The 23,857-nt window shown below is 68.7% G+C and carries 21 protein-coding genes and 1 tRNA gene; 19 read left to right on the top strand and 3 right to left on the bottom strand.

All coding sequences use genetic code 11. From position 1 onward, the window contains the following. The first annotated feature begins 22 nt into the window (after positions 1-22). From ACIRU3_RS02005 to ACIRU3_RS01985, 5 genes are all read left to right on the top strand, one after another. Entirely contained in the window at positions 23-475 is a 453-nt protein-coding gene (locus tag ACIRU3_RS02005) for a MaoC family dehydratase N-terminal domain-containing protein (protein WP_404049985.1), read from the top strand. A 7-nt stretch (positions 476-482) separates the two neighbouring features. Further along, positions 483-911 carry a MaoC family dehydratase gene (locus ACIRU3_RS02000; RefSeq protein ID WP_404049983.1) on the top strand — a complete coding sequence of 143 codons (429 nt, stop codon included), beginning with the start codon at positions 483-485 and terminating at the stop codon, positions 909-911. 124 nt (positions 912-1,035) lie between these two features. Continuing rightward, positions 1,036-1,605 carry a TetR/AcrR family transcriptional regulator gene (locus ACIRU3_RS01995; RefSeq protein WP_404049980.1) on the top strand — a complete coding sequence of 190 codons (570 nt, stop codon included), beginning with the start codon at positions 1,036-1,038 and terminating at the stop codon, positions 1,603-1,605. Between the two features lie 109 nt (positions 1,606-1,714). Then, a complete protein-coding gene (locus tag ACIRU3_RS01990; protein ID WP_404049977.1) occupies positions 1,715-3,160 on the top strand; it encodes a DHA2 family efflux MFS transporter permease subunit in 1,446 nt (481 codons plus the stop codon). A 116-nt stretch (positions 3,161-3,276) separates the two neighbouring features. Next, positions 3,277-4,365, top strand: coding sequence for a UDP-N-acetylmuramate dehydrogenase (locus tag ACIRU3_RS01985; protein WP_404049975.1), 1,089 nt, complete (start codon positions 3,277-3,279; stop codon positions 4,363-4,365). A gap of 33 nt (positions 4,366-4,398) precedes the next feature. On the opposite strand, the gene ACIRU3_RS01980 is transcribed toward ACIRU3_RS01985, so the two are convergent. Beyond that, positions 4,399-5,031, bottom strand: a complete 633-nt coding sequence (locus ACIRU3_RS01980; RefSeq protein WP_404049972.1) for an NAD(P)-dependent oxidoreductase — start codon at positions 5,029-5,031, stop codon at positions 4,399-4,401. A 104-nt stretch (positions 5,032-5,135) separates the two neighbouring features. Between ACIRU3_RS01980 and ACIRU3_RS01975 the strand changes: the two genes are divergently transcribed. Together ACIRU3_RS01975 and ACIRU3_RS01970 are read left to right on the top strand one after the other, a co-directional pair. After that, on the top strand, positions 5,136-5,771 hold the full coding sequence (locus tag ACIRU3_RS01975; protein WP_404049970.1) for a TetR/AcrR family transcriptional regulator: 636 nt from the start codon (positions 5,136-5,138) through the stop codon (positions 5,769-5,771). Positions 5,772-5,789: 18 nt separating this feature from the next. Further along, positions 5,790-6,497, top strand: a complete 708-nt coding sequence (locus ACIRU3_RS01970) for a hypothetical protein (RefSeq protein ID WP_404049968.1) — start codon at positions 5,790-5,792, stop codon at positions 6,495-6,497. Here the strand turns inward: ACIRU3_RS01970 and ACIRU3_RS01965 are convergent. Both ACIRU3_RS01965 and ACIRU3_RS01960 read right to left on the bottom strand, forming a co-directional pair. Continuing rightward, the gene (locus ACIRU3_RS01965) at positions 6,442-7,482 is read right to left on the bottom strand and encodes an adenosine deaminase (RefSeq protein ID WP_404049966.1); all 1,041 of its coding nucleotides are present in this window, start codon (positions 7,480-7,482) and stop codon (positions 6,442-6,444) included. The genes ACIRU3_RS01970 and ACIRU3_RS01965 overlap by 56 nt on opposite strands. Positions 7,483-7,611: 129 nt before the next feature. Further along, positions 7,612-8,838: a pyridoxal phosphate-dependent aminotransferase gene (locus ACIRU3_RS01960; protein ID WP_404049964.1), complete on the bottom strand. Its 1,227-nt coding sequence runs from the start codon at positions 8,836-8,838 to the stop codon at positions 7,612-7,614. A 260-nt stretch (positions 8,839-9,098) separates the two neighbouring features. Here ACIRU3_RS01960 and ACIRU3_RS01955 point away from each other — a divergent pair. The 12 genes from ACIRU3_RS01955 (at position 9,099) to ACIRU3_RS01900 (ending at position 23,759) form a co-directional block, all read left to right on the top strand. After that, positions 9,099-9,171: transfer RNA gene (locus ACIRU3_RS01955), tRNA-Trp, on the top strand. Positions 9,172-9,278: 107 nt separating this feature from the next. After that, positions 9,279-9,566: a preprotein translocase subunit SecE gene (secE, locus tag ACIRU3_RS01950; protein ID WP_404049961.1), complete on the top strand. Its 288-nt coding sequence runs from the start codon at positions 9,279-9,281 to the stop codon at positions 9,564-9,566. An 80-nt stretch (positions 9,567-9,646) separates the two neighbouring features. Next, a complete protein-coding gene (gene nusG, locus ACIRU3_RS01945) occupies positions 9,647-10,528 on the top strand; it encodes a transcription termination/antitermination protein NusG (protein ID WP_404049958.1) in 882 nt (293 codons plus the stop codon). A 37-nt stretch (positions 10,529-10,565) separates the two neighbouring features. Next, positions 10,566-11,015: a DUF3592 domain-containing protein gene (locus tag ACIRU3_RS01940; RefSeq protein WP_404049956.1), complete on the top strand. Its 450-nt coding sequence runs from the start codon at positions 10,566-10,568 to the stop codon at positions 11,013-11,015. A 132-nt stretch (positions 11,016-11,147) separates the two neighbouring features. Beyond that, positions 11,148-11,582 carry a 50S ribosomal protein L11 gene (gene rplK, locus ACIRU3_RS01935; protein ID WP_033528316.1) on the top strand — a complete coding sequence of 145 codons (435 nt, stop codon included), beginning with the start codon at positions 11,148-11,150 and terminating at the stop codon, positions 11,580-11,582. Between the two features lie 82 nt (positions 11,583-11,664). After that, positions 11,665-12,390, top strand: a complete 726-nt coding sequence (rplA, locus tag ACIRU3_RS01930; RefSeq protein ID WP_404049954.1) for a 50S ribosomal protein L1 — start codon at positions 11,665-11,667, stop codon at positions 12,388-12,390. A gap of 164 nt (positions 12,391-12,554) precedes the next feature. Beyond that, positions 12,555-13,451, top strand: coding sequence for a hypothetical protein (locus tag ACIRU3_RS01925; RefSeq protein WP_404049952.1), 897 nt, complete (start codon positions 12,555-12,557; stop codon positions 13,449-13,451). Positions 13,452-13,540: 89 nt separating this feature from the next. After that, on the top strand, positions 13,541-14,386 hold the full coding sequence (locus ACIRU3_RS01920; RefSeq protein ID WP_404049950.1) for a hypothetical protein: 846 nt from the start codon (positions 13,541-13,543) through the stop codon (positions 14,384-14,386). Between the two features lie 287 nt (positions 14,387-14,673). Next, positions 14,674-15,204 carry a 50S ribosomal protein L10 gene (gene rplJ, locus ACIRU3_RS01915; protein WP_404049947.1) on the top strand — a complete coding sequence of 177 codons (531 nt, stop codon included), beginning with the start codon at positions 14,674-14,676 and terminating at the stop codon, positions 15,202-15,204. 116 nt (positions 15,205-15,320) lie between these two features. Further along, entirely contained in the window at positions 15,321-15,704 is a 384-nt protein-coding gene (rplL, locus tag ACIRU3_RS01910) for a 50S ribosomal protein L7/L12 (protein WP_404049944.1), read from the top strand. Positions 15,705-16,276: 572 nt separating this feature from the next. Continuing rightward, positions 16,277-19,762, top strand: coding sequence for a DNA-directed RNA polymerase subunit beta (rpoB, locus tag ACIRU3_RS01905; RefSeq protein WP_404049941.1), 3,486 nt, complete (start codon positions 16,277-16,279; stop codon positions 19,760-19,762). A gap of 97 nt (positions 19,763-19,859) precedes the next feature. Then, positions 19,860-23,759 carry a DNA-directed RNA polymerase subunit beta' gene (locus ACIRU3_RS01900; RefSeq protein WP_404049938.1) on the top strand — a complete coding sequence of 1,300 codons (3,900 nt, stop codon included), beginning with the start codon at positions 19,860-19,862 and terminating at the stop codon, positions 23,757-23,759. Positions 23,760-23,857 lie beyond the last annotated feature (98 nt).

The raw sequence follows: 23,857 nt of genomic DNA, 5'->3' as shown, positions 1-23,857 counted from the left end.
CGAGACCAGGAGGTGCCGGGCCATGGCGCTCGACCAGTCCTTCGTGGGGCGGTCCTACCCGCCCACCGCGCCCTATGAGGTGGGCCGGGAGAAGATCCGCGAGTTCGCCGAGGCGGTCGGGGAGACCAACCCCGCGTACACGGACCCGGAGGCCGCCAAGGCGTTCGGTCATCCCGATGTGATCGCCCCGCCGACCTTCGTGTTCTCCATCACCTTCCGGGCCGCCGGACAGGTCGTCCAGGACCCGCAGCTCGGTCTCGACTACAGCCGCGTGGTGCACGGCGACCAGAAGTTCGCCTACACCCGCCCGGTGCGCGCGGGCGACCGGCTCACGGTCACCTCAACCATCGAGGGGATCAAGTCCCTCGCGGGCAACGACGTGCTGGACATCCGCGGCGAGGTGCACGACGAGGCGGGCGAGCACGTGGTGACCGCCTGGACCAAGCTCGTGGCCCGTGCGGCCGAGGAGGCGTGAGGTACCGATGACGGCGAAGATCGCGTACGACGACGTCGAGGTCGGCACCGAACTTCCGGCGCAGGCCTTCCCCGTGACCCGCGCCACGCTGGTGCAGTACGCGGGTGCCTCCGGGGACTTCAACCCGATCCACTGGAACGAGAAGTTCGCCAAGGAGGTGGGCCTGCCGGACGTCATCGCGCACGGCATGTTCACCATGGCCGAGGCGATCCGGGTGGTCACCGACTGGACCGGCGACCCGGGCGCGGTCGCGGAGTACGGCGTCCGCTTCACCAAGCCGGTCGTCGTGCCGAACGACGACCAGGGCGCGGTGATCGAGGTCAGCGGCAAGGTCGCGGCCAAGCTCGACGACAACACGGTCCGCGTGGACCTGATCGCGATGAGCGGCGGTCAGAAGGTGCTGGGCATGTCGAGGGCGGTCGTACGACTGGCCTGACGGCCCGCAGGAAGTACTGGGGCAAGGGGCGTCCGCCACTGCGGTGCGCCCCTTGCCTGTGTCCGCGGCCGGCGCGTCCGCAGACCCCCTTGCGAAGTTAGTGATTGAGTACTAACTTCTCTGCATGCCCAGGATGAGTGCAGAGGAGCGGCGCGAGAGCGTCATTCGCGCGGCGATCACGGAGTTCGCGCGGAGGGGCTACTACGGCACCTCCACCGAGGCGATCGCCCAGCGGGTCGGCGTCTCGCAGCCGTACCTCTTCCGGCTCTTCCCGGGCAAGAAGGCGATCTTCGTCGCCGCCTCGCTGCGGTGCGTCGACGAGATGTGCCGGGTCTTCGAGGACGCGGCGGAGGGGCTGGAGGGCGAGGAGGCCCTGCGAGCCATGGGCACGGCATATGTGCGGCTGATCCAGGAGCGGCCCGAGCGGCTCCAGATGCAGATGCAGACGTACATCACCGTCGCGGCCGCGGAGTCGGAGGGTGAGCACGAGTTCGGTGAGCTGGTGCGGGCCGGCTGGATGCGGCTGTGGGAGACCGTGTACGGGCCCTCGGGGGGCGATGTGAACGAGACGACGACCTTCCTGGCCTACGGCATGCTCATCAACACCCTCACGGCCATGGGGTTCCCGCCCGAACACCAGGTATGGGAGGGGATGTATCCCGACGCCCGGGTCACGGGGCGGCTGGAGAAGTAGCGCGACAGGGGGAGATGGTTCGCCGTCTTTTCGTGCGCAGGAAAGTTAGTAAGCAATAACTAATCGAAGCGATCCAGTCGTTGATCGTGGAACACGCTCTGGGGGAGCGATGTCACAGCAGACCGAAGAGACACACGCACGTCGCGGGGGTGCCGTCTGGGCCCTCGTCATCACCAGCGTCGCCGGGTTCATGGCGGCCCTCGACAACCTCGTCGTCACCACCGCCCTGCCCTCCATCCGCGAGGATCTCGGCGGCGCGCTGGACGACCTGGAGTGGACCGTGAGCGCCTACACGCTCACCTTCGCCGTCCTGCTGATGTTCGGTGCCGCGCTCGGCGACCGCTTCGGGCGCCGCCGGCTCTTCCTCGCCGGCCTCACCGTCTTCACCGGGGCCTCCGCGGCCGCGGCCATGGCCCCCGGCATCGGCTCCCTGATCGCCGCCCGCGCGGTCCAGGGCGTCGGCGCCGCCGTGATGATGCCGCTGACGCTCACCCTGCTGACCGCGGCCGTGCCCGCCGCCAAGCGCGGTATGGCGTACGGCATCTGGGGTGCCGTCAACGGGCTCGCGGTCGCCTCCGGGCCGCTCATCGGGGGCAGCCTCACGGAGCACATCTCCTGGCACTGGATCTTCTGGCTGAACGTTCCGCTGGGCGTGGTCCTGATGCCCCTCGCCCGCCTGCGCCTGGCCGAGTCCCACGCCGCCGGCGCCCGGCTCGACCTCTCCGGCACCCTGCTCGTCAGCGGAGGGCTCTTCGGGATCGTGTACGGGCTGGTGCGCGGCCCCGTCGACGGCTGGACCGGCTCCGTCGTGCTGACCGGCCTGATCGCGGGCGCCGCGCTGCTCGCCGGCTTCGTGCTCCACGGCATCCGCAGCAAGAACCCCATGCTGCCGATGCGGCTGTTCCGCTCCCGGGCGTTCTCCGGGATCAACGCCGCGAGCCTGCTGATGTTCCTCGGGATGTTCGGCTCGATCTTCCTGCTCAGTCAGTACATGCAGGGCGTGCTCGGCTACTCGCCCACCGAGGCGGGCCTCAGGATGCTGCCGTGGACGGGTATGCCGATGCTCGTCGCGCCGGTCGCCGGCATCCTCTCCGACCGCATCGGCGGCCGCCCGGTCGTCGCCACCGGCCTGTTCCTGCAGGCCGCCGGCCTCGGCTACCTGGCCTACGTGGTCACAGCGGACGTCTCCTACGCGGTCCAGCTGCCCGGCCTGATCATCAGTGGCGTCGGCATGGCCCTGTTCTTCGCGCCCGCCTCCAACCTGGTCATGTCCAGCGTCCTCCCCAAGGAGCAGGGCATCGCCTCCGGCGCCAACAACGCCCTGCGCGAGGTGGGCGGAGCGCTCGGCATCGCGGTCATGTCGTCGATCTTCGCGGCCCAGGGCGGCTACGAGAGCGCCCAGGCCTTCGTCGACGGACTGCGGCCCGCGCTGGTCGTCGGCGCGGCGGTGGTCGCCCTCGCCGGGGCGGCGACCCTGCTGATACCGGCCGGGCGCCGGACCGTCCCGGCCGCCACGACCGAGCCCGCGCCGGTCCTGGAGACCGCCGCCCACTGAGCGCGCACCGCCCGGCACGTGCACGCGTACGGCCCCGTTCCCGCCGACGGGGCCGTACGCGCGCGCGTGCCCGGCGAGGGCATGGTCAGTGGGCCGGGCGCCGGTGCCGTCCCGCAGTGCTGTCGGTGCCGTCTCGTAGTCTTGAGCGCGTGCAGGAACTCCACGATGCCCCCCTCGCCCCGCTGACCACCTTCCGGCTGGGCGGCCCCGCCACCCGGCTGGTCACCGCGACGACCGACGCCGAGGTGATCGCCGCCGTCCGCGACGCCGACGACACAGGCACGCCGCTGCTGCTCATCGGCGGCGGATCCAACCTGGTCATCGGCGACAAGGGCTTCGACGGCACCGCCCTGCGCATCGCCACGACCGGATTCGAACTGCGCGGCACGACGCTGGAGCTGGCGGCCGGCGAGGTCTGGACCGACGCCGTCGCCCGCACCGTCGAGGCCGGGCTCGCCGGCATCGAGTGCCTGGCCGGGATTCCGGGCTCGGCGGGCGCGACCCCGATTCAGAACGTGGGGGCGTACGGCCAGGAGGTCTCCTCGACGATCACCGAGGTGATCGCGTACGACCGCCGGGCCGGCGAGACCGTAACGCTGACGAACGAGGAGTGCGCCTTCTCCTACCGGCACAGCCGCTTCAAGGCCGCCCCCGAGCGCTATGTCGTGCTGCGCGTCCGCTTCGAGCTGGAGGCCGCGGACGGGCTGTCGGCGCCGGTCAAATACGCCGAGGTGGCCCGTGCGCTCGGTGTGGGGCCGGGGGAGAGGGTGCCGCTCGCCGTCGCCCGCGAGACCGTGCTCAAGCTGCGCGCGGGCAAGGGCATGGTCCTCGACCCCGAGGACCACGACACCTGGTCCGCCGGGTCCTTCTTCACCAACCCGATCCTCACCGAGGAGCAGTTCGCCGCGTTCCACGCGCGCGTGCGGGAGCGGCTGGGCGAGGGCACCGAGCCGCCCGCCTACCCCGCCGGGGAGGGCCGCACCAAGACCTCGGCGGCCTGGCTGATCGACAAGGCGGGCTTCACCAAGGGGTACGGCTCCGGGCCCGCCCGTATCTCCACCAAGCACACGCTCGCTCTCACCAACCGGGGCGGCGCCACCACCGAGGACCTGCTGGCCCTGGCGCGCGAGGTCGTCGCCGGAGTCCGCGAGGCCTTCGGGGTCACGCTGGTCAACGAGCCGGTGACCATCGGAGTCGGCCTGTAGCCGCAACGGCGGTGGGCGCGCGGCCGGCGCGGCTCAGTACGCGACTCCCACCCCCTGCTTCACCGTCCCCATGTCGTCGACCATCGACAGCATCGCGTGGGCGACGTCCGCGCGGGCGATGAATCGGCCCTTGGGCGGGAAACCGCCGACGACCGTGCGGTAGTGGCCGGTGAGCGGCTTGTCCTGCAGGCGCGGCGGCCGCACCGACGTCCAGTCCGTGCCGCTGCGCGCCAGCTCGGCCTCCATCTCGCGCAGGTCGGCGTAGACGTCCTTGAGGATCGCCGACACCAGGCCCCGCGCCCCTCGGTCCAGGAAGCCGTCGTCCTCGGGCGCCGGTCCGACCGGGCCGGCACTGACCACCAGCACCCGTCGCACCTCCTCGGCCTCCATGGCTCCGAGGACCGCACGGGTGAGCCGGGTGGCCACCCCCGCGTCCTTGCGGCTGCGTGCGCCGAGGCCCGACAGGACGGCGTCCCGGCCGGCGACGGCGGCGCGCAGCTCCTCCGGGTCGCCGAGGTCCGCGCGGAACACCTCCAGGGCGTCACCCGTGACCCCCAGCCGGGACGGATCGCGGACGACGGCGGTCACCCGGTGACCCGCGCCGAGCGCCTGACGGACGATCTCCCGGCCTATCCCGCCGGTGGCGCCGAAAACGGTGAGCTTCATGGCGATTTCCATACTCCCCTCAGGTGGGTGAGTATTCACTCACCCTGCTGTCCTTCTAGAGTGGGTAAGCACTCACCCACTCGTCAAGCCCGATTGGACGTTCCATGGAGACGAAGCCGGCGCGTGTCCGCATCCTCGACGCCGCACACGAGTTGATGCTCACCGTCGGACTCGCCCGCGCCACGACCAAGGAGATCGCCAGGGCGGCCGGCTGCTCCGAGGCGGCGCTCTACAAATACTTCGACAGCAAGGAGGATCTCTTCGTCCGGGTGCTGGCCGAACGGCTGCCCCGGCTCACCCCGCTGCTGAGCGGCCTCGCGGCACAGCCGGGACAGGGCACCCTGGAGGAGAACCTCACCGAGATCGCCCGCCGGGCCGCCCTCTTCTACGAGCAGAGCTTCCCGATCGCCGCCTCGCTGTACGCCGAGACACAGCTCAAGCAACGGCACGACGACGGGCTGCGGAAGATCGGCTCAGGCCCGCACATGCCGATCGAGAGCCTGGACGCCTATCTGAGCGCCGAGCAGGCCGCAGGCCGCGTCCGCGCGGACGCCGACACCTTCGCGGCCGCCTCGCTCCTGCTCGGCGCCTGCGCCCAGCGCGCGTTCGCCTACGACGCCACCGAAAGCGGCGAACGGCCGCCCGTGGACACGTTCGCAGCCCGGCTCGTCCGGACCCTGCTGGGCGGCATCGCCGGGGGAAACTCCATGGCGCAGAGTGACGGCCGGCCGCGACCCTGAGGCCATGAGGGAACGCGCATGCGGCTGAGGCTGCGCGAATTCAGGCCCAGGACAGGGCCGTACGAGCACCGGGTCGTCCAGCCCCGCCGGCCCCTGCGCCACACCTCACTGCGCGCCCCCGAGCCCATCGGCCTGCTGTACGGCGACCACGACGGCCTGAACCGGCTGGCGGGCCTGTTCTCCTTCGCCTCCTGCTCCCGGCACACGATCGTCCATGTCCCGCTGCGCGACGGAGTCCCGCCCGCCGAGGGCGTGGGCGAGCGGATAGACCTCGTCCTGGCCCACCACTCGCTCGGCCTGCGCCCCAGCCAGTGGCCCGAACTGCGCCGCAAGCTGCGCCACAGCACCCCGCTGACCGTCCGCACCGACGAGGCACGCACCGCGCGGGACGCCGCGTCCTGGCGCGAGCGGCGGGAACGGACGCACTTCCGGGGCGAGCTGCGGCACACCACGCACGCCCGCACGTTCTTCCTGTTCGGCAGCCGGGACGTGTTCGCCGAGACCGCCACCGGACTCGCCCACACGGCAGGCTGGGGGCCGCGCCGGAAGGGCGTCGCCGAAGGGCGCCCGGCACTGATGGCGGCGCTGCCGTCGCTGGTCCAGCCGCCCGGCGGCGGGCATCCCCTCGAGGTCCTGATCGGCTTCCAGCCCTGTCCGCCCTACGGCCACTTCAGGCGACCGGGCGAGCCAGCCAGTCGTCGATACCGGCCAGCAGCCGCACCCTGACGTCCTCCGGCGCGGCCGAACCCCGCACCGACTGCCGGGCCAGCTCCGCGATTTCGGCATCCGTGAAACCGTGGTGGTGGCGGGCGATCTCGTACTGGGCGGCCAGCCGGGAACCGAACAGCAGCGGGTCGTCGGCGCCGAGGGCCATCGGGACCCCCGCCTCGAAGAGCGTGCGCAGCGGCACGTCCTCCGGCTTCTCGTAGACGCCCAGCGCCACGTTCGACGCCGGGCAGACCTCGCAGGTCACGCCTCGGTCGGCCAGCCGCTTGAGCAGCCGCGGGTCCTCCGCCGCGCGCACCCCGTGCCCGATCCGCGAAGCATGCAGGTCGTCCAGGCAGTCCCGCACCGATGCCGGACCGGTCAGCTCGCCGCCGTGCGGCGCCGCCAGCAGACCGCCGTCGCGCGCGATGGCGAAGGCACGGTCGAAGTCCCGTGCCATGCCCCGCCGTTCGTCGTTCGACAGCCCGAAGCCGACCACACCCCGCTCGGCGTAGCGGACGGCCAGACGGGCCAGCGTGCGCGCGTCCAGGGGGTGTTTCATGCGGTTCGCCGCCACCAGGACCCGCATCCCGAGCCCGGTCTCCCGCACCGCCGTGTCCACCGCGTCCAGGATGATCTCCAGAGCCGGGATCAGACCGCCCAGCCGGGGCGCGTACGACGTCGGGTCCACCTGGATCTCCAGCCAGCCCGAGCCGTCCGTCAGATCCTCCTCGGCGGCCTCCCTGACCAGTCGCTGGATGTCCTCCGGCTCCCTGAGGCAGGAGCGCGCCGCGTCGTACAGCCGCTGGAAACGGAACCAGCCCCGCTCGTCCGTGGCCCGCAGCTTCGGCGGTTCCCCGCTGGTCAGTGCCTCGGTCAGCGTCTCGGGCAGGCGCACGCCGTACTTGTCGGCCAGCTCCAGGACGGTCCCCGGCCGCATCGAACCGGTGAAGTGCAGGTGCAGATGGGCCTTCGGCAGCTCAGAGAGATCACGTACACGCTCCATCCCAGGATCCTGCCGTACGTCCCGGTCGCATCGGTAGCTCTTTCCCCGAACGTGGTCTTGCTCGCACATGCGAACGGGCCGCCTCCCGAAGGGAAACGGCCCGCACGCGCGCGTACCGCGAACAGGACCTCAGTCCTGCGCCTCCGCCAGCAGCTTCTGCATCCGGCTCACACCCTCGACGAGGTCCTCGTCACCGAGCGCGTACGACAGCCGCAGATAGCCCGGCGTGCCGAAGGCCTCGCCCGGGACGACCGCGACCTCGGCCTCCTCCAGGATCAGCGCGGCCAGCTCGACGGTGTCCTGCGGGCGCTTGCCACGGATCTCCTTGCCGAGCAGACCCTTGACCGACGGGTAGGCGTAGAACGCGCCCTCGGGCTCCGGGCAGAGCACGCCGTCGATCTCGTTGAGCATCCGCACGATGGTCTTGCGGCGCCGGTCGAAGGCCTCGCGCATCTTCGCCACGGCCTCCAGGTCGCCGGAGACGGCGGCCAGGGCGGCCACCTGGGCCACGTTGGAGACGTTCGAGGTGGCGTGCGACTGCAGGTTCGTCGCCGCCTTGACGACGTCCTTCGGGCCGATGACCCAGCCCACACGCCAGCCGGTCATGGCGTACGTCTTCGCCACGCCGTTGACCACGATGCACTTGTCGCGCAGCTCGGGCAGGAGAGCGGGCAGCGAGGTGAACTTCGCGTCGCCGTAGACGAGGTGCTCGTAGATCTCGTCGGTGAGGACCCACAGGCCGTGCTCGACGGCCCAGCGGCCGATCGCCTCGGCCTCCTGCCGGCTGTAGACGGCGCCGGTCGGGTTGGACGGGGAGACGAAGAGCACGACCTTCGTCTTCTCCGTGCGGGCCGCCTCCAGCTGCTCCACGCTCACCCGGTAGCCGGTCGTCTCGTCGGCGACGACCTCCACCGGGACACCGCCCGCGAGCCGGATCGACTCGGGGTAGGTCGTCCAGTACGGGGCCGGGACGATGACCTCGTCGCCCGGGTCGAGGATCGCGGCGAACGCCTCGTAGATGGCCTGCTTGCCGCCGTTGGTCACCAGGATCTGGGACGCGTCGACCTCGTAGCCGGAGTCCCGCAGCGTCTTCGCGGCGATCGCGGCCTTCAGTTCGGGCAGGCCGCCGGCCGGGGTGTAGCGGTGGTACTTCGGGTTCTTGCAGGCTTCGACGGCCGCCTCGACGATGTAGTCCGGGGTCGGGAAGTCGGGCTCGCCGGCGCCGAAGCCGATCACCGGACGCCCGGCGGCCTTCAGGGCCTTGGCCTTGGCGTCCACGGCAAGGGTGGCGGACTCGGAGATCGCGCCGACTCGGGCGGAGACCCGGCGCTCAGTGGGAGGGTTTGCAGCGCTCATGGGGCCCATCGTTCCAGACCGGAAACGCCCCCGGCACACGGGTTTCACAGACTGAACAGCAAGGGGTCGAGGCATGAACAGGGGTCCGAATCCAGCCCCCGGCCAGGACGATCTTCGGTCAGGTGGCTCCGGACGGGCACTTTCTGTTCGACGCCGGGCCGCAGACCACGTACACTCACACCTCGTTGGCCTTCAGCAGCCGCACACAACCGGTGCACACCGAGCACCCGGTCGGATGCGGTACGTTGGGGGACACACAAAGGGTCGTAGCTCAATTGGTAGAGCACTGGTCTCCAAAACCAGCGGTTGGGGGTTCAAGTCCCTCCGGCCCTGCTACACACACCGCCAGGATGTGTGCGCATGTACGTACAGCATTGCACCGCCGTGCGGCTCAGAAACCGGGCGCGGCACGGCCACGACCCGGGATCAGGTGAGGACGAATGACGGACGCCGTGGGCTCCATCGACACGCCTGATGCTCAGGACGAGGTGCCCGAGTCCAAGAAGAAGGCCCGCAAGGGCGGCAAGCGCGCCAAGAAGGGCCCGCTGAAGCGCCTCGCCATCTTCTACCGCCAGATCATTGCGGAACTTCGCAAGGTCGTCTGGCCGACGCGCAACCAGCTGACGTCGTACACCACCGTGGTGATCTTCTTCGTCGCCATCATGATCGCCCTGGTGACCGTGATTGACTATGGGCTCAACCACGCGGCCAAGTACGTCTTCGGCTGAGCCAAGAGCGAAGGGCGCCGTGGTACCGGCGCCCGTTTTCGCATGTTCCACCCCTATGTATCCAGGAAGAAGCAGCCATCGTGTCTGACCCGAACCTGAACGACGCCACCGAGCCTCGCGAGAGTGCCGCCGAGACGGTGGACGACGAGCTCGACATCGTCGAGGGCGCGGACGAGCAGGACGAGTTCGAGGCTGCCGAGGCCGAGGCGGGCGAGCCGGCCGAGGAGGCCGCGCTGCACGTCGAGGACGAGGAAGACGAAGACGCCGAGGAGGCCGAGACCGTCTCCCCGGCGGACGAGGACGCCGAAGCCGTCGAGGCCGTCGAGGAAGAGCCCGCGGAGCCCGTCGACCCGGTCGAGGCCCTGCGCGAGGAGCTGCGCACCCTCCCCGGCGAGTGGTACGTCATCCACACCTACGCCGGCTACGAGAACCGCGTGAAGACCAACCTGGAGCAGCGCGCCGTCTCGCTGAACGTCGAGGACTACATCTTCCAGGCCGAGGTGCCGCAGGAAGAGGTCGTCCAGATCAAGAACGGCGACCGCAAGACGATCAAGCAGAACAAGCTGCCGGGTTACGTCCTGGTCCGCATGGACCTGACCAACGAGTCCTGGGGCGTCGTCCGCAACACCCCCGGCGTCACCGGCTTCGTCGGCAACGCCTACGACCCCTACCCGCTGACCCTGGACGAGATCGTCAAGATGCTCGCCCCGGAGGCCGAGGAGAAGGCCGCCCGCGAGGCAGCCGAGGCCGAGGGCAAGCCCGCCCCGCAGCGCAAGGTCGAGGTCCAGGTGCTGGACTTCGAGGTCGGCGACTCGGTCACCGTCACCGACGGCCCGTTCGCCACGCTCCAGGCGACCATCAACGAGATCAACCCCGACTCGAAGAAGGTCAAGGGCCTGGTGGAGATCTTCGGCCGCGAGACGCCGGTCGAGCTCTCCTTCGACCAGATCCAGAAGAACTGAGCCCCTGACGGACCTGCACGACCAGGGCGCCCCACCGGTGGACACCGGGCCGGGGCGCCTTCGGCGTTCCGGCGGCGCCCTCGCGTGCGGGGCCGCCGCGCTGCTCCTGCTGACGCTGACGCTCGTGGTCTGCTTCCCGGCCGCGTGGCAGCGCGTCGCAGCCCAGGGCGGCACCGAGGCCACGGGCACCTTCCACGACGGGGGCGAGGGCTGCTTCTTCGGCGGCTGCCAGGTGGAGTTCACGGTCGCGGGCGAGCGGGTGGTCGCGGAGCTGCCGGCCGGCACGAGCGCCGAGGGGCGCGACACCGGTGACACCGTGGTGGTGCGGTACGTGCCCGGGGAGCCGCAGCGGGCCGCCCTCGCGGACGACGTCGGCACGGCCGACGTGGCCCTGCTGCTCGCGCTGCCGGGCGGGTCGGCCCTGGTCGCGCTGCTTGCCGCCATGCTCTGGTGGAGACGGCTCAGCAGGCCCGCGCAGGCCGTCTGACCTGGTCGATTTCTTGTCCCAGGGCGACTGCGGCTATCGTTGTGCGGTATGCCATCTGCGGGATCATCCATTTCCCGGTACATCCCATGACGCAGATGGTAATCAACCTCTCAGTAAGGACCCGGAGAGAGCATGCCTCCCAAGAAGAAGAAGGTCACGGGGCTCATCAAGCTCCAGATCCAGGCCGGCGCCGCCAACCCGGCTCCGCCGGTCGGCCCCGCGCTGGGTCAGCACGGCGTCAACATCATGGAGTTCTGCAAGGCCTACAACGCCGCGACCGAGTCGCAGCGTGGCTGGGTCATCCCGGTGGAGATCACGGTCTACGAGGACCGTTCCTTCACCTTCGTGACCAAGACTCCGCCGGCCGCGAAGATGATCCTCAAGGCCGCGGGCATTGAGAAGGGCTCCGGCGAGCCGCACAAGACCAAGGTCGCCAAGATCACCGAGGCGCAGGTCCGCGAGATCGCCACCACCAAGATGCCCGACCTCAACGCCAACGACCTGGACGCCGCCGCGAAGATCATCGCCGGTACCGCGCGTTCCATGGGCGTCACGGTCGAGGGCTGACCTCAACCCCCGCAGGCAAGAAACCGTGGCAGGGCCTGCTCGGCCCGTACCACGACTCCTTTCAGAACACACAGGAGCAGTTGTGAGCAAGCGCAGCAAGGCTCTCCGCGCTGCGGACGCCAAGATCGACCGGGAGAAGCTGTACGCCCCGCTCGAGGCCGTCCGTCTCGCCAAGGAGACCTCCACGACCAAGTTCGACGGTACCGTCGAGGTCGCCTTCCGCCTGGGTGTCGACCCGCGCAAGGCCGACCAGATGGTCCGTGGCACCGTGAACCTTCCGCACGGCACCGGTAAGACCGCCCGGGTCCTGGTCTTCGCGACCGGTGACCGTGCCGAGGCCGCGCGTGCCGCGGGCGCCGACATCGTCGGTTCCGACGAGCTGATCGACGAGGTGGCGAAGGGCCGTCTGGACTTCGACGCCGTCGTCGCCACCCCGGACCTCATGGGCAAGGTCGGCCGCCTCGGCCGCGTCCTCGGCCCGCGTGGTCTGATGCCGAACCCGAAGACGGGCACCGTCACCCCCGACGTGACCAAGGCCGTCACGGAGATCAAGGGCGGCAAGATCGAGTTCCGCGTCGACAAGCACTCGAACCTGCACTTCATCATCGGCAAGTCGTCGTTCGACGACACCAAGCTGGTGGAGAACTACGGCGCCGCGCTGGAGGAGATCCTCCGTCTGAAGCCGTCCGCCGCCAAGGGTCGCTACATCAAGAAGGCCGCCATCACCACCACGATGGGCCCTGGCATCCCGCTCGACCCGAACCGCACCCGCAACCTCCTCGTCGAGGAGGACCCGGCCGCCGTCTGAGCCTCTCGCTCACCCCGGTAGCCGCGTCAGGTACGCGCAAGTAGAGGGCGGGCCCTGCAACCTTCGAGGTTCGGGGCCCGTCCTTTCTTTGTGCGACCTTTCGTACGATTGTCAGCGGCCTGGGCTACGGTGCAGGCACAGGACTCGCATAGGGGTGGGACTAGATGAAGAGCAGGACCGTACGCCGGGTGACCCTTTCCGTCGCTGTGATGACCGCGCTGGCCGGGGTGGCCGCCTGCGGCTCCGAGGACTCCGGCAAGGGCGACAAGGCGGTCGGCAGGAGCGTCACGCATGTCAGCCCCCTCGCGGCCCTGCGCTCGGCCGAGAAGTCGACCGACAAGGCCGAGTCCGCCAAGGTCCGGTCCAGCACGTCCATCGGCGACACGATGTCGATGACGGCGAACGGCGCCCTCGCCTGGGGCGACGGCCTCAAGGGCAATCTCACCATCACGTACACCGGCGGCAAGATGGCCGACGCCATGCGCCAGGCCGGCTCCACGTCGATGGAGGCCCGCTATCTGCCGGACGCCTACTACGCGAAGATGAGCGAGAAGTTCGCCCAGCAGTTCGGCGGCAAGCACTGGATCAAGTACGCGTACGACGACCTCGCCAAGCTCGGCGGCGGCTCCGGCGCCTACCTGAAGGACCAGATGCAGAACACCACGCCGAACCAGTCGGTGAAGCTGCTGCTGGCCTCCGGCGACGTCAAGAAGGTCGGCCAGGAGAAGGTCTCCGGCGTCGACGCCACGCACTACTCGGGCACGGTCAACGTGGCCGACCTCGCCGACAAGAACAGCAACCTGACCGCCGACCAGCTGGCCGGCCTGAAGAAGCAGCTCAGCCAGGCGGGCGTCACCACGGAGACGGTCGACATCTGGGTCAACGACCAGGACCTGCTGGTCAAGAAGGTCGAGAAGGCGGACATGGCGACCGGCGCCATGACCAGCACGGCCTACTACAGCGACTACGGCGTGAAGGTCTCCGCCGAGGAACCCCCGGCCGCCGACACCAAGGACTTCAAGGAGCTGATGAAGTCCGGCGGCACCGGCACCAGCTCCTGAATCCAGGAGCCCCCCGTTACCCCCTGAGGTACGCTCGCGATCTTGCTGTGCGCGGACCACGCCGGCCATGTGTTCCTTGGGGGAGTTCCATGAGGTTGTCCATACGTCTGCCGCTCGCCGCCCTCCTCGCCACCGCCGCAGCGACCGGCTGTACGACGGCCGCCACCGGCGAAAAGGCCCCCGGGGGACCGGCAGCGGCGGCCGTCGCCCGGGCGGCCAGGAACACCGAGGCCGTCCCCTCGCTGCGCTATCTCGTCACCGGCCGGATGCCGGAGCCGGGCAGGGTGCGCATCGAGGGCCGGGTCGGCACCACACCCTCGGCGGCCCGGGTGAAGCTGATCACCCTCGCCGGCGCGGACGCGGGCACGGCCGAGCTGCGCCTGGTCGACGGGCATGTGTACCAGAGCATGAGCAAGCAGGGCGTGACCCAGGAAGCGGTCCCCGGCAAGCACTGGATCGACTTCGGCACGACCGGCAGATTCCGCTCCGGCGGTGGCCTGAAGATGGACGTCGGCGGACTGCGTGACCAGGCCGGACGCAATCCGGCCCGGGAGGCGGCCTTCCTGGGTGCGGCGGAGGACATCCACCGCGTGGGCACCGAGACCGTCGACAGGGCCCGCACCACGCACTACACGGGCACGGTCACCGTCGACGGCCTCCGCGGCTGGCTCAAGGGCCGGACCGGGCCGGGCCACGCGGGCCGCAAGCAGAGCCTGGACACGTACGCGAAGATGGGCGTCCTCGACCTCACCCTGGACGTGTGGATCGACGGCCGGGACCGCGTCAAGCGGCAGCGCGTCCAGGGCTTCGGCCGGCACGGCGAGCTGGACCTGACCGCCACCTTCAGCGAGTACGGCACCCCCGTGACCGTCGAGAAGCCCTCCGCCGGGGACACGGTGGACATCCAGAAGCCCCCGGCAAAGGGCCGCGGCTGAGCCCCGTAGAGCCCGATTTGCTCGACCGCGCCCCGGTCCCGTACTCTCCTAACGAAGCCAAAGACCGCTGGTCGTTGCCGCACGCTTGAATGAGGGTGCGGTGGCCGAAGGATCCGCTGAAAAGTGGGCGACCCGCGCAGGTGACAGTGGAAGAACTCCCGGGGCACGCGTTCACCCGTGTGCAGCCGGTCGAGTCCGCCCCGTGCGCCTGCGCCGGGGCGTTTCGTTTCCCCAGTCCTCCTTCGGGTCCGCGCGGTCAGAATCACCCGGAAGGAGGCCGAGGCTCTATGGCGAGGCCCGACAAGGCTGCCGCAGTGGCCGAGTTGACGGAGCAGTTCCGCAACTCCAACGCTGCCGTGCTGACCGAGTACCGCGGTCTCACCGTGGCGCAGCTCAAGACGCTGCGCCGGTCGCTCGGTGAGAACGCCCAGTACGCCGTGGTGAAGAACACGCTGACCAAGATTGCGGCCAACGAGGCCGGGATCAACACGCTGGACGACCTCTTCAACGGTCCGACGGCTGTCGCCTTCGTCACCGGTGACCCGGTGGAGTCGGCGAAGGGTCTCCGTGACTTCGCCAAGGACAACCCGAATCTCGTCATCAAGGGCGGTGTCCTTGACGGCAAGGCGCTGTCCGCCGACGAGATCAAGAAGCTTGCGGACCTCGAGTCCCGCGAGGTTCTGCTCTCCAAGCTGGCGGGTGCCTTCAAGGGCAAGCAGTCTCAGGCTGCTCAGCTCTTCCAGGCGCTTCCCTCGAAGCTCGTCCGCACCGTGGACGCTCTTCGCGCCAAGCGGGACGAGCAGGGCGGTGCCGAGTAATTCGGCTCGCTTTCTGACCTTGGCCGCCTAGGCGGCACGGGTCGCAGCGGGCCGACGTACGCCCGCCTCACCCAGTACATCCGGCACCAGCCGAATTAGTGGAAGGATCGCCCATCATGGCGAAGCTCAGCCAGGAAGACCTGCTCGCGCAGTTCGAGGAGATGACCCTCATCGAGCTCTCCGAGTTCGTGAAGGCGTTCGAGGAGAAGTTCGACGTCACCGCCGCCGCCGCGGTCGCCGTTGCGGGCCCCGCCGCCCCCGGCGCCCCGGCCGAGGCCCCTGAGGAGCAGGACGAGTTCGACGTCATCCTCACCGGTGCCGGCGACAAGAAGATCCAGGTCATCAAGGTCGTGCGTGAGCTGACCTCCCTGGGTCTGAAGGAGGCCAAGGACCTCGTGGACGGCGCCCCGAAGCCCGTTCTCGAGAAGGTCGCCAAGGACGCCGCCGAGAAGGCCGCCGAGTCCCTCAAGGGCGCCGGCGCCTCCGTCGAGGTCAAGTAAGACCTCTCCGAGTCTCCGCGACTCTCTCCGCGCGCTGAGTACGGCCTCCTAGGGCTGTAACGCGAACGCACCGAAGAGCGATCATCCATCCGGGTGGTCGCTCTTCGGCGTATCCGGAGGACCGGCCTCGGTTGCCTTGTACCCGTGGTGACGACGGGTATGGTGATCTTCGTTGTGTCTCCGGACGGTCCGGTTTGGGCTTGGGGGGCCTTGACGAACCGCACGCAGCGCGCAATTCTCAGGACGCGTCGTCACAAGGATCCGAATCCGAGGCATGGATCGACGACGAAGAGGGCAGTATCACCGTGCGTTGAGGGCAGGCATGCCGAGGGCGATGACAAGGGCGTTGAGAACAACGAGGGTCTCAAAAAACCCGCACTGGACATCAGTGTGCCAAGTGGCTACACTGACCCTTTGCGCTGCCTGTTAGCTGTCCCCTGCCCGTCACCAGGGGTCTGCCCTCACTCGAGCACCGATGACCGAAGCTCCCCTGACCTGGGGTTTCCGTCTCTGTGTCTGGGGGAGGGACCGGTACGCGCGTAGTGAGTCCGAGCCCTCGGAAGGACCCCCTCTTGGCCGCCTCGCGCAACGCCTCGACCGCGAATACGAACAACGGCGCCAGCACCGCCCCGCTGCGCATCTCTTTTGCAAAGATCAAGGAGCCCCTCGAGGTTCCGAACCTTCTCGCGCTCCAGACCGAGAGCTTCGACTGGCTGCTCGGCAACGACGCGTGGAAGGCTCGCGTCGAGGAGGCTCTTGAGAACGGTCAGGACGTCCCCACCAAGTCCGGTCTGGAGGAGATCTTCGAGGAGATCTCCCCGATCGAGGACTTCTCCGGGTCGATGTCCCTGACGTTCCGGGACCACCGCTTCGAGCCGCCGAAGAACTCCATCGACGAGTGCAAGGAGCGCGACTTCACGTACGCGGCCCCGCTCTTCGTCACCGCCGAGTTCACCAACAACGAGACCGGTGAGATCAAGTCCCAGACTGTCTTCATGGGCGACTTCCCGCTCATGACGAACAAGGGCACTTTCGTCATCAACGGCACCGAGCGTGTCGTGGTGTCGCAGCTGGTCCGTTCCCCCGGTGTCTACTTCGACTCCTCCATCGACAAGACGTCCGACAAGGACATCTTCTCCGCCAAGATCATCCCGTCCCGGGGTGCCTGGCTGGAGATGGAGATCGACAAGCGCGACATGGTCGGCGTCCGCATCGACCGTAAGCGCAAGCAGTCCGTCACCGTCCTCCTGAAGGCGCTCGGCTGGACGACCGAGCAGATCCTCGAGGAGTTCGGCGACTACGAGTCGATGCGCGCCACCCTGGAGAAGGACCACACCCAGGGCCAGGACGACGCGCTGCTCGACATCTACCGCAAGCTGCGTCCGGGCGAGCCCCCCACGCGTGAGGCCGCGCAGACGCTTCTCGAGAACCTCTACTTCAACCCGAAGCGCTACGACCTCGCCAAGGTCGGCCGCTACAAGGTCAACAAGAAGCTGGGTGCGGACGCTCCGCTCGACGCGGGCATCCTGACCGTCGAGGACATCATCTCGACGATCAAGTACCTGGTGCAGCTGCACGCCGGCGAGACCGAGACCACCGGTGACAACGGCGACATGATCGTCGTCGAGACGGACGACATCGACCACTTCGGCAACCGTCGTCTGCGCAGCGTCGGCGAGCTGATCCAGAACCAGGTCCGTACGGGTCTCGCCCGTATGGAGCGCGTCGTGCGCGAGCGCATGACCACCCAGGACGTCGAGGCGATCACGCCGCAGACCCTGATCAACATCCGGCCGGTCGTCGCCTCCATCAAGGAGTTCTTCGGCACGAGCCAGCTGTCCCAGTTCATGGACCAGAACAACCCGCTGTCGGGTCTCACCCACAAGCGCCGTCTGTCGGCTCTTGGTCCGGGTGGTCTCTCCCGTGAGCGGGCCGGCTTCGAGGTCCGTGACGTGCACCCGTCTCACTACGGCCGCATGTGCCCGATCGAGACGCCCGAAGGCCCGAACATCGGTCTGATCGGTTCGCTGGCCTCGTACGGCCGTGTGAACGCGTTCGGTTTCGTCGAGACCCCGTACCGCAAGGTGAACGACGGCCAGGTCACCGACGAGGTCGACTACCTGACCGCCGACGAGGAGGACCGCTTCGTCATCGCGCAGGCCAACGCGACGCTGGGGGACGACCTCCGCTTCGCCGAGGCCCGCGTCCTGGTGCGCCGCCGTGGCGGTGAGGTCGACTACGTCAGCCCCGAGGACGTCGACTACATGGACGTCTCGCCGCGCCAGATGGTGTCGGTCGCGACCGCCATGATCCCGTTCCTCGAGCACGACGACGCCAACCGTGCCCTCATGGGCGCGAACATGATGCGTCAGGCCGTGCCCCTCATCAAGTCCGAGGCCCCGCTCGTCGGCACCGGCATGGAGTACCGCTCCGCGGCCGACGCCGGCGACGTGGTCAAGGCCGAGAAGGACGGTGTGGTCCAGGAGGTCTCCGCGGACTACATCACCACCGCCAACGACGACGGCACGTACATCACGTACCGCCTGGCCAAGTTCTCCCGGTCCAACCAGGGCACCTCGGTCAACCAGAAGGTCATCGTCAACGAGGGCGACCGGATCATCACGGGCCAGGTGCTCGCCGACGGTCCCGCCACCCAGAACGGCGAGATGGCGCTCGGCAAGAACCTGCTCGTGGCGTTCATGCCGTGGGAGGGTCACAACTACGAGGACGCGATCATCCTGTCGCAGCGCCTCGTGCAGGACGACGTCCTCTCCTCGATCCACATCGAGGAGCACGAGGTCGACGCCCGTGACACCAAGCTCGGCCCCGAGGAGATCACCCGGGACATCCCGAACGTCTCCGAGGAGGTCCTCGCCGACCTCGACGAGCGCGGCATCATCCGCATCGGTGCCGAGGTCATCGCCGGCGACATCCTCGTCGGCAAGGTGACCCCGAAGGGTGAGACCGAGCTGACCCCCGAGGAGCGCCTGCTGCGCGCGATCTTCGGTGAGAAGGCCCGTGAGGTCCGTGACACCTCGCTGAAGGTGCCGCACGGCGAGACCGGCAAGGTCATCGGCGTCCGCGTCTTCGACCGCGAGGAGGGCGACGAGCTTCCCCCGGGTGTGAACCAGCTTGTGCGCGTGTACGTGGCGCAGAAGCGAAAGATCACCGACGGTGACAAGCTCGCCGGCCGGCACGGCAACAAGGGTGTCATCTCCAAGATCCTGCCGATCGAGGACATGCCGTTCCTGGAGGACGGCACCCCGGTCGACATCATCCTCAACCCGCTGGGTGTGCCGTCCCGAATGAACCCGGGACAGGTCCTGGAGATCCACCTCGGCTGGCTCGCCAGCCGCGGCTGGGACGTCTCCGGCCTCGCGGACGAGTGGGCGCAGCGCCTGCAGGTCATCGGCGCCGACCAGGTCGCCCCGCGCACCAACGTCGCGACCCCGGTCTTCGACGGTGCCCGTGAGGACGAGCTGGCGGGTCTGCTCCAGCACACCATCCCGAACCGCGACGGCGAGCGCATGGTGCTCCCGTCCGGCAAGGCGCGGCTGTTCGACGGCCGTAGCGGTGAGCCGTTCCCGGACCCGATCTCGGTCGGCTACATGTACATCCTCAAGCTGCACCACCTGGTCGACGACAAGCTGCACGCCCGTTCGACCGGCCCGTACTCGATGATCACCCAGCAGCCGCTGGGTGGTAAGGCCCAGTTCGGTGGCCAGCGCTTCGGTGAGATGGAGGTGTGGGCGCTCGAGGCGTACGGCGCCGCGTACGCCCTCCAGGAGCTGCTGACCATCAAGTCCGACGACGTCACCGGTCGCGTGAAGGTCTACGAGGCCATCGTCAAGGGCGAGAACATCCCCGAGCCCGGCATCCCCGAGTCCTTCAAGGTGCTCATCAAGGAGATGCAGTCGCTCTGCCTGAACGTGGAGGTGCTGTCCAGCGACGGTATGTCCATCGAGATGCGCGACACCGACGAGGACGTCTTCCGCGCTGCGGAGGAGCTCGGTATCGACCTGTCCCGGCGCGAGCCGAGCAGCGTCGAAGAGGTCTGACGGGAGTCCGGCGGGGCCCTCACCCACAGGGCCCCGCCGACCCCCAGGCCCCCGTTTCAGACCAAAGACTTTCGACCCTGAGAGGGATTGACGCATAGTGCTCGACGTCAACTTCTTCGACGAGCTCCGGATCGGCCTGGCCACCGCTGACGACATCCGTCAGTGGAGCCACGGCGAGGTCAAGAAGCCCGAGACCATCAACTACCGCACCCTCAAGCCCGAGAAGGACGGACTCTTCTGCGAGAAGATCTTCGGTCCGACCCGGGACTGGGAGTGCTACTGCGGCAAGTACAAGCGTGTCCGCTTCAAGGGCATCATCTGCGAGCGCTGTGGCGTCGAGGTCACGCGCGCCAAGGTGCGCCGTGAGCGGATGGGCCACATCGAACTGGCCGCCCCCGTCACGCACATCTGGTACTTCAAGGGCGTCCCGTCGCGCCTGGGTTACCTGCTCGACCTCGCTCCGAAGGACCTGGAGAAGGTCATCTACTTCGCGGCGTACATGATCACGTACGTCGACGAGGAGCGCCGTACCCGCGACCTGCCCTCCCTGGAGGCGCATGTCTCGGTGGAGCGCCAGCAGATCGAGAACCGTCGCGACTCCGACCTGGAGGCCCGCGCCAAGAAGCTCGAGACCGACCTGGCCGAGCTGGAGGCCGAGGGCGCCAAGGCCGACGTGCGCCGCAAGGTGCGCGAGGGTGCCGAGCGTGAGATGAAGCAGCTGCGCGACCGTGCGCAGCGCGAGATCGACCGCCTCGACGAGGTGTGGAACCGGTTCAAGAACCTCAAGGTCCAGGACCTCGAGGGCGACGAGCTGCTCTACCGCGAGCTGCGTGACCGCTTCGGCACGTACTTCGACGGCTCGATGGGTGCCGCGGCGCTGCAGAAGCGCCTGGAGTCCTTCGACCTCGAGGAGGAGGCCGAGAAGCTCCGCGAGATCATCCGCACCGGCAAGGGCCAGAAGAAGACCCGCGCCCTCAAGCGGCTGAAGGTCGTCTCCGCGTTCCTGCAGACGTCCAACAGCCCCAAGGGCATGGTCCTGGACTGCGTCCCGGTCATCCCGCCGGACCTGCGTCCGATGGTGCAGCTGGACGGTGGCCGCTTCGCGACCTCCGACCTGAACGACCTGTACCGCCGTGTCATCAACCGCAACAACCGCCTGAAGCGCCTTCTCGACCTCGGTGCGCCCGAGATCATCGTCAACAACGAGAAGCGCATGCTCCAGGAGGCCGTCGACGCGCTCTTCGACAACGGCCGTCGTGGTCGCCCGGTCACGGGCCCCGGCAACCGTCCGCTGAAGTCCCTCAGCGACATGCTGAAGGGCAAGCAGGGTCGATTCCGTCAGAACCTGCTCGGTAAGCGAGTCGACTACTCGGCGCGTTCCGTCATCGTCGTCGGCCCGCAGCTGAAGCTGCACCAGTGCGGTCTGCCCAAGGCCATGGCGCTGGAGCTCTTCAAGCCGTTCGTGATGAAGCGCCTGGTCGACCTGAACCACGCGCAGAACATCAAGAGCGCCAAGCGCATGGTGGAGCGCGGCCGCACGGTCGTGTACGACGTCCTCGAAGAGGTCATCGCCGAGCACCCGGTTCTGCTGAACCGTGCTCCCACCCTGCACCGCCTCGGCATCCAGGCCTTCGAGCCGCAGCTGGTCGAGGGCAAGGCCATCCAGATCCACCCGCTCGTCTGCACCGCGTTCAACGCGGACTTCGACGGTGACCAGATGGCCGTGCACCTGCCGCTCTCCGCGGAGGCGCAGGCCGAGGCCCGCATCCTGATGCTGTCCTCGAACAACATCCTCAAGCCCGCCGACGGCCGTCCGGTGACGATGCCGACCCAGGACATGGTCCTCGGTCTGTTCTTCCTGACGACCGACGGCGAGCTGCGCGACACCAAGGGCGAGGGCCGCGCGTTCGGCTCCACGGCCGAGGCGACCATGGCGTTCGACGCCGGTGAGCTCGCGCTGCAGTCCGCGGTCGACATCCGCTTCCCGGTGGGCACCATCCCGCCGCGCGGCTGGACCCCGCCGGCGCAGGAGGAGGGCGAGCCGGAGTGGCAGCAGGGTGACACCTTCCGCCTGCGTACGACCCTGGGCCGCGCGCTCTTCAACGAGCTGCTGCCCGAGGACTACCCGTTCGTCGACTACTCGGTGGGCAAGAAGCAGCTCGGCGAGATCGTCAACGACCTGGCTGAGCGCTACCCCAAGGTCATCGTGGCGGCGACGCTCGACAACCTGAAGGCGGCCGGCTTCTACTGGGGCACCCGCTCCGGTGTCACCGTGGCCATCTCCGACGTCGTCGTCCCCGAGGCGAAGAAGGCGATCGTCGCGGGTTACGAGGCGCAGGACGAGAAGGTCCAGAAGCAGTACGAGCGCGGTCTGATCACCAAGGAAGAGCGCACTCAGGAGCTCATCGCGATCTGGACCAAGGCGACCAATGAGGTCGCCGAGGCGATGAACGAGAACTTCCCCAAGACGAACCCCATCTTCATGATGGTTGACTCGGGTGCCCGAGGAAACATGATGCAGATGCGGCAGATCGCCGGTATGCGTGGTCTGGTGTCGAACGCCAAGAACGAGACCATCCCGCGGCCCATCAAGGCGTCGTTCCGTGAGGGTCTCTCCGTGCTGGAGTACTTCATCTCCACGCACGGTGCCCGTAAGGGTCTGGCGGACACCGCCCTGCGTACCGCCGACTCGGGTTACCTGACCCGTCGTCTGGTGGACGTCTCGCAGGACGTCATCATCCGCGAGGAGGACTGCGGCACCGAGCGCGGCCTCAAGCTGGCCATCGCCGAGCGCGGCGCCGACGGCGTCCTGCGCAAGGCGGACAACGCCGAGACCAGCGTGTACGCGCGCTGCCTCGCCGAGGACATCGTCGTCGACGGCAAGGTGCTCGCCCCGGCGGGCGTCGACCTCGGTGACGTCCTCATCGACCAGCTGGTCGCCGCGGGCATCGAGGAGGTCAAGACCCGCTCGGTCCTGACCTGTGAGTCCGCCGTCGGCACCTGCGCGATGTGCTACGGCCGCTCGCTCGCCACCGGCAAGCTGGTCGACATCGGTGAGGCGGTCGGCATCATCGCCGCCCAGTCCATCGGTGAGCCCGGTACCCAGCTGACGATGCGTACCTTCCACACCGGTGGTGTGGCCGGTGACGACATCACCCAGGGTCTGCCCCGTGTCGTCGAGCTCTTCGAGGCCCGTACCCCGAAGGGTGTCGCCCCGATCTCCGAGGCCTCCGGCCGCGTGCGGATCGAGGAGACCGAGAAGACCAAGAAGCTCGTCGTCACCCCGGACGACGGCAGCGACGAGACGGCGTTCCCGATCTCGAAGCGTGCCAAGGTCCTGGTTCGCGAGGGCGACCACGTCGAGGTGGGCCAGCAGCTCACCGTGGGTGCCACCAACCCGCACGACGTGCTGCGCATCCTGGGTCAGCGTGCCGTCCAGGTCCACCTGGTCGGCGAGGTCCAGAAGGTCTACAACTCGCAGGGTGTGTCGATCCACGACAAGCACATCGAGATCATCATCCGGCAGATGCTCCGCCGCGTGACGATCATCGAGTCCGGCGACGCCGAGCTGCTGCCCGGCGAGCTGGTGGAGCGCTCGAAGTTCGAGACCGAGAACCGTCGTGTGGTCCAGGAGGGCGGTCACCCGGCCTCGGGTCGTCCGCAGCTCATGGGTATCACCAAGGCCTCGCTGGCCACGGAGTCCTGGCTGTCGGCGGCGTCCTTCCAGGAGACGACCAGGGTGCTGACGGACGCGGCGATCAACGCCAAGTCCGACTCCCTGATCGGCCTCAAGGAGAACGTCATCATCGGTAAGCTCATCCCGGCCGGTACGGGCCTGTCCCGCTACCGCAACATCCGGGTCGAGCCGACCGAGGAGGCCAAGGCCGCGATGTACTCGGCCGTCGGCTACGACGACATCGACTACTCGCCGTTCGGCACGGGCTCCGGCCAGGCCGTTCCGCTGGAGGACTACGACTACGGTCCGTACAACCAGTAAGCGAGCTGCATGAAGGGCGGTCACTCCGTTTCGGGGTGGCCGCCCTTCGGCGTACCGATGGGCCGTGAAGAGCCGTCACGGGGCGGCCGGGGTGCTGC

Source organism: Streptomyces sp. NPDC101151 (assembly GCF_044768335.1).
In the GTDB taxonomy this organism is placed as follows: domain Bacteria; phylum Actinomycetota; class Actinomycetes; order Streptomycetales; family Streptomycetaceae; genus Streptomyces.
Note: the sequence above shows the minus strand (reverse complement) of the source record. Positions and strands in the feature narration are given on the sequence as shown.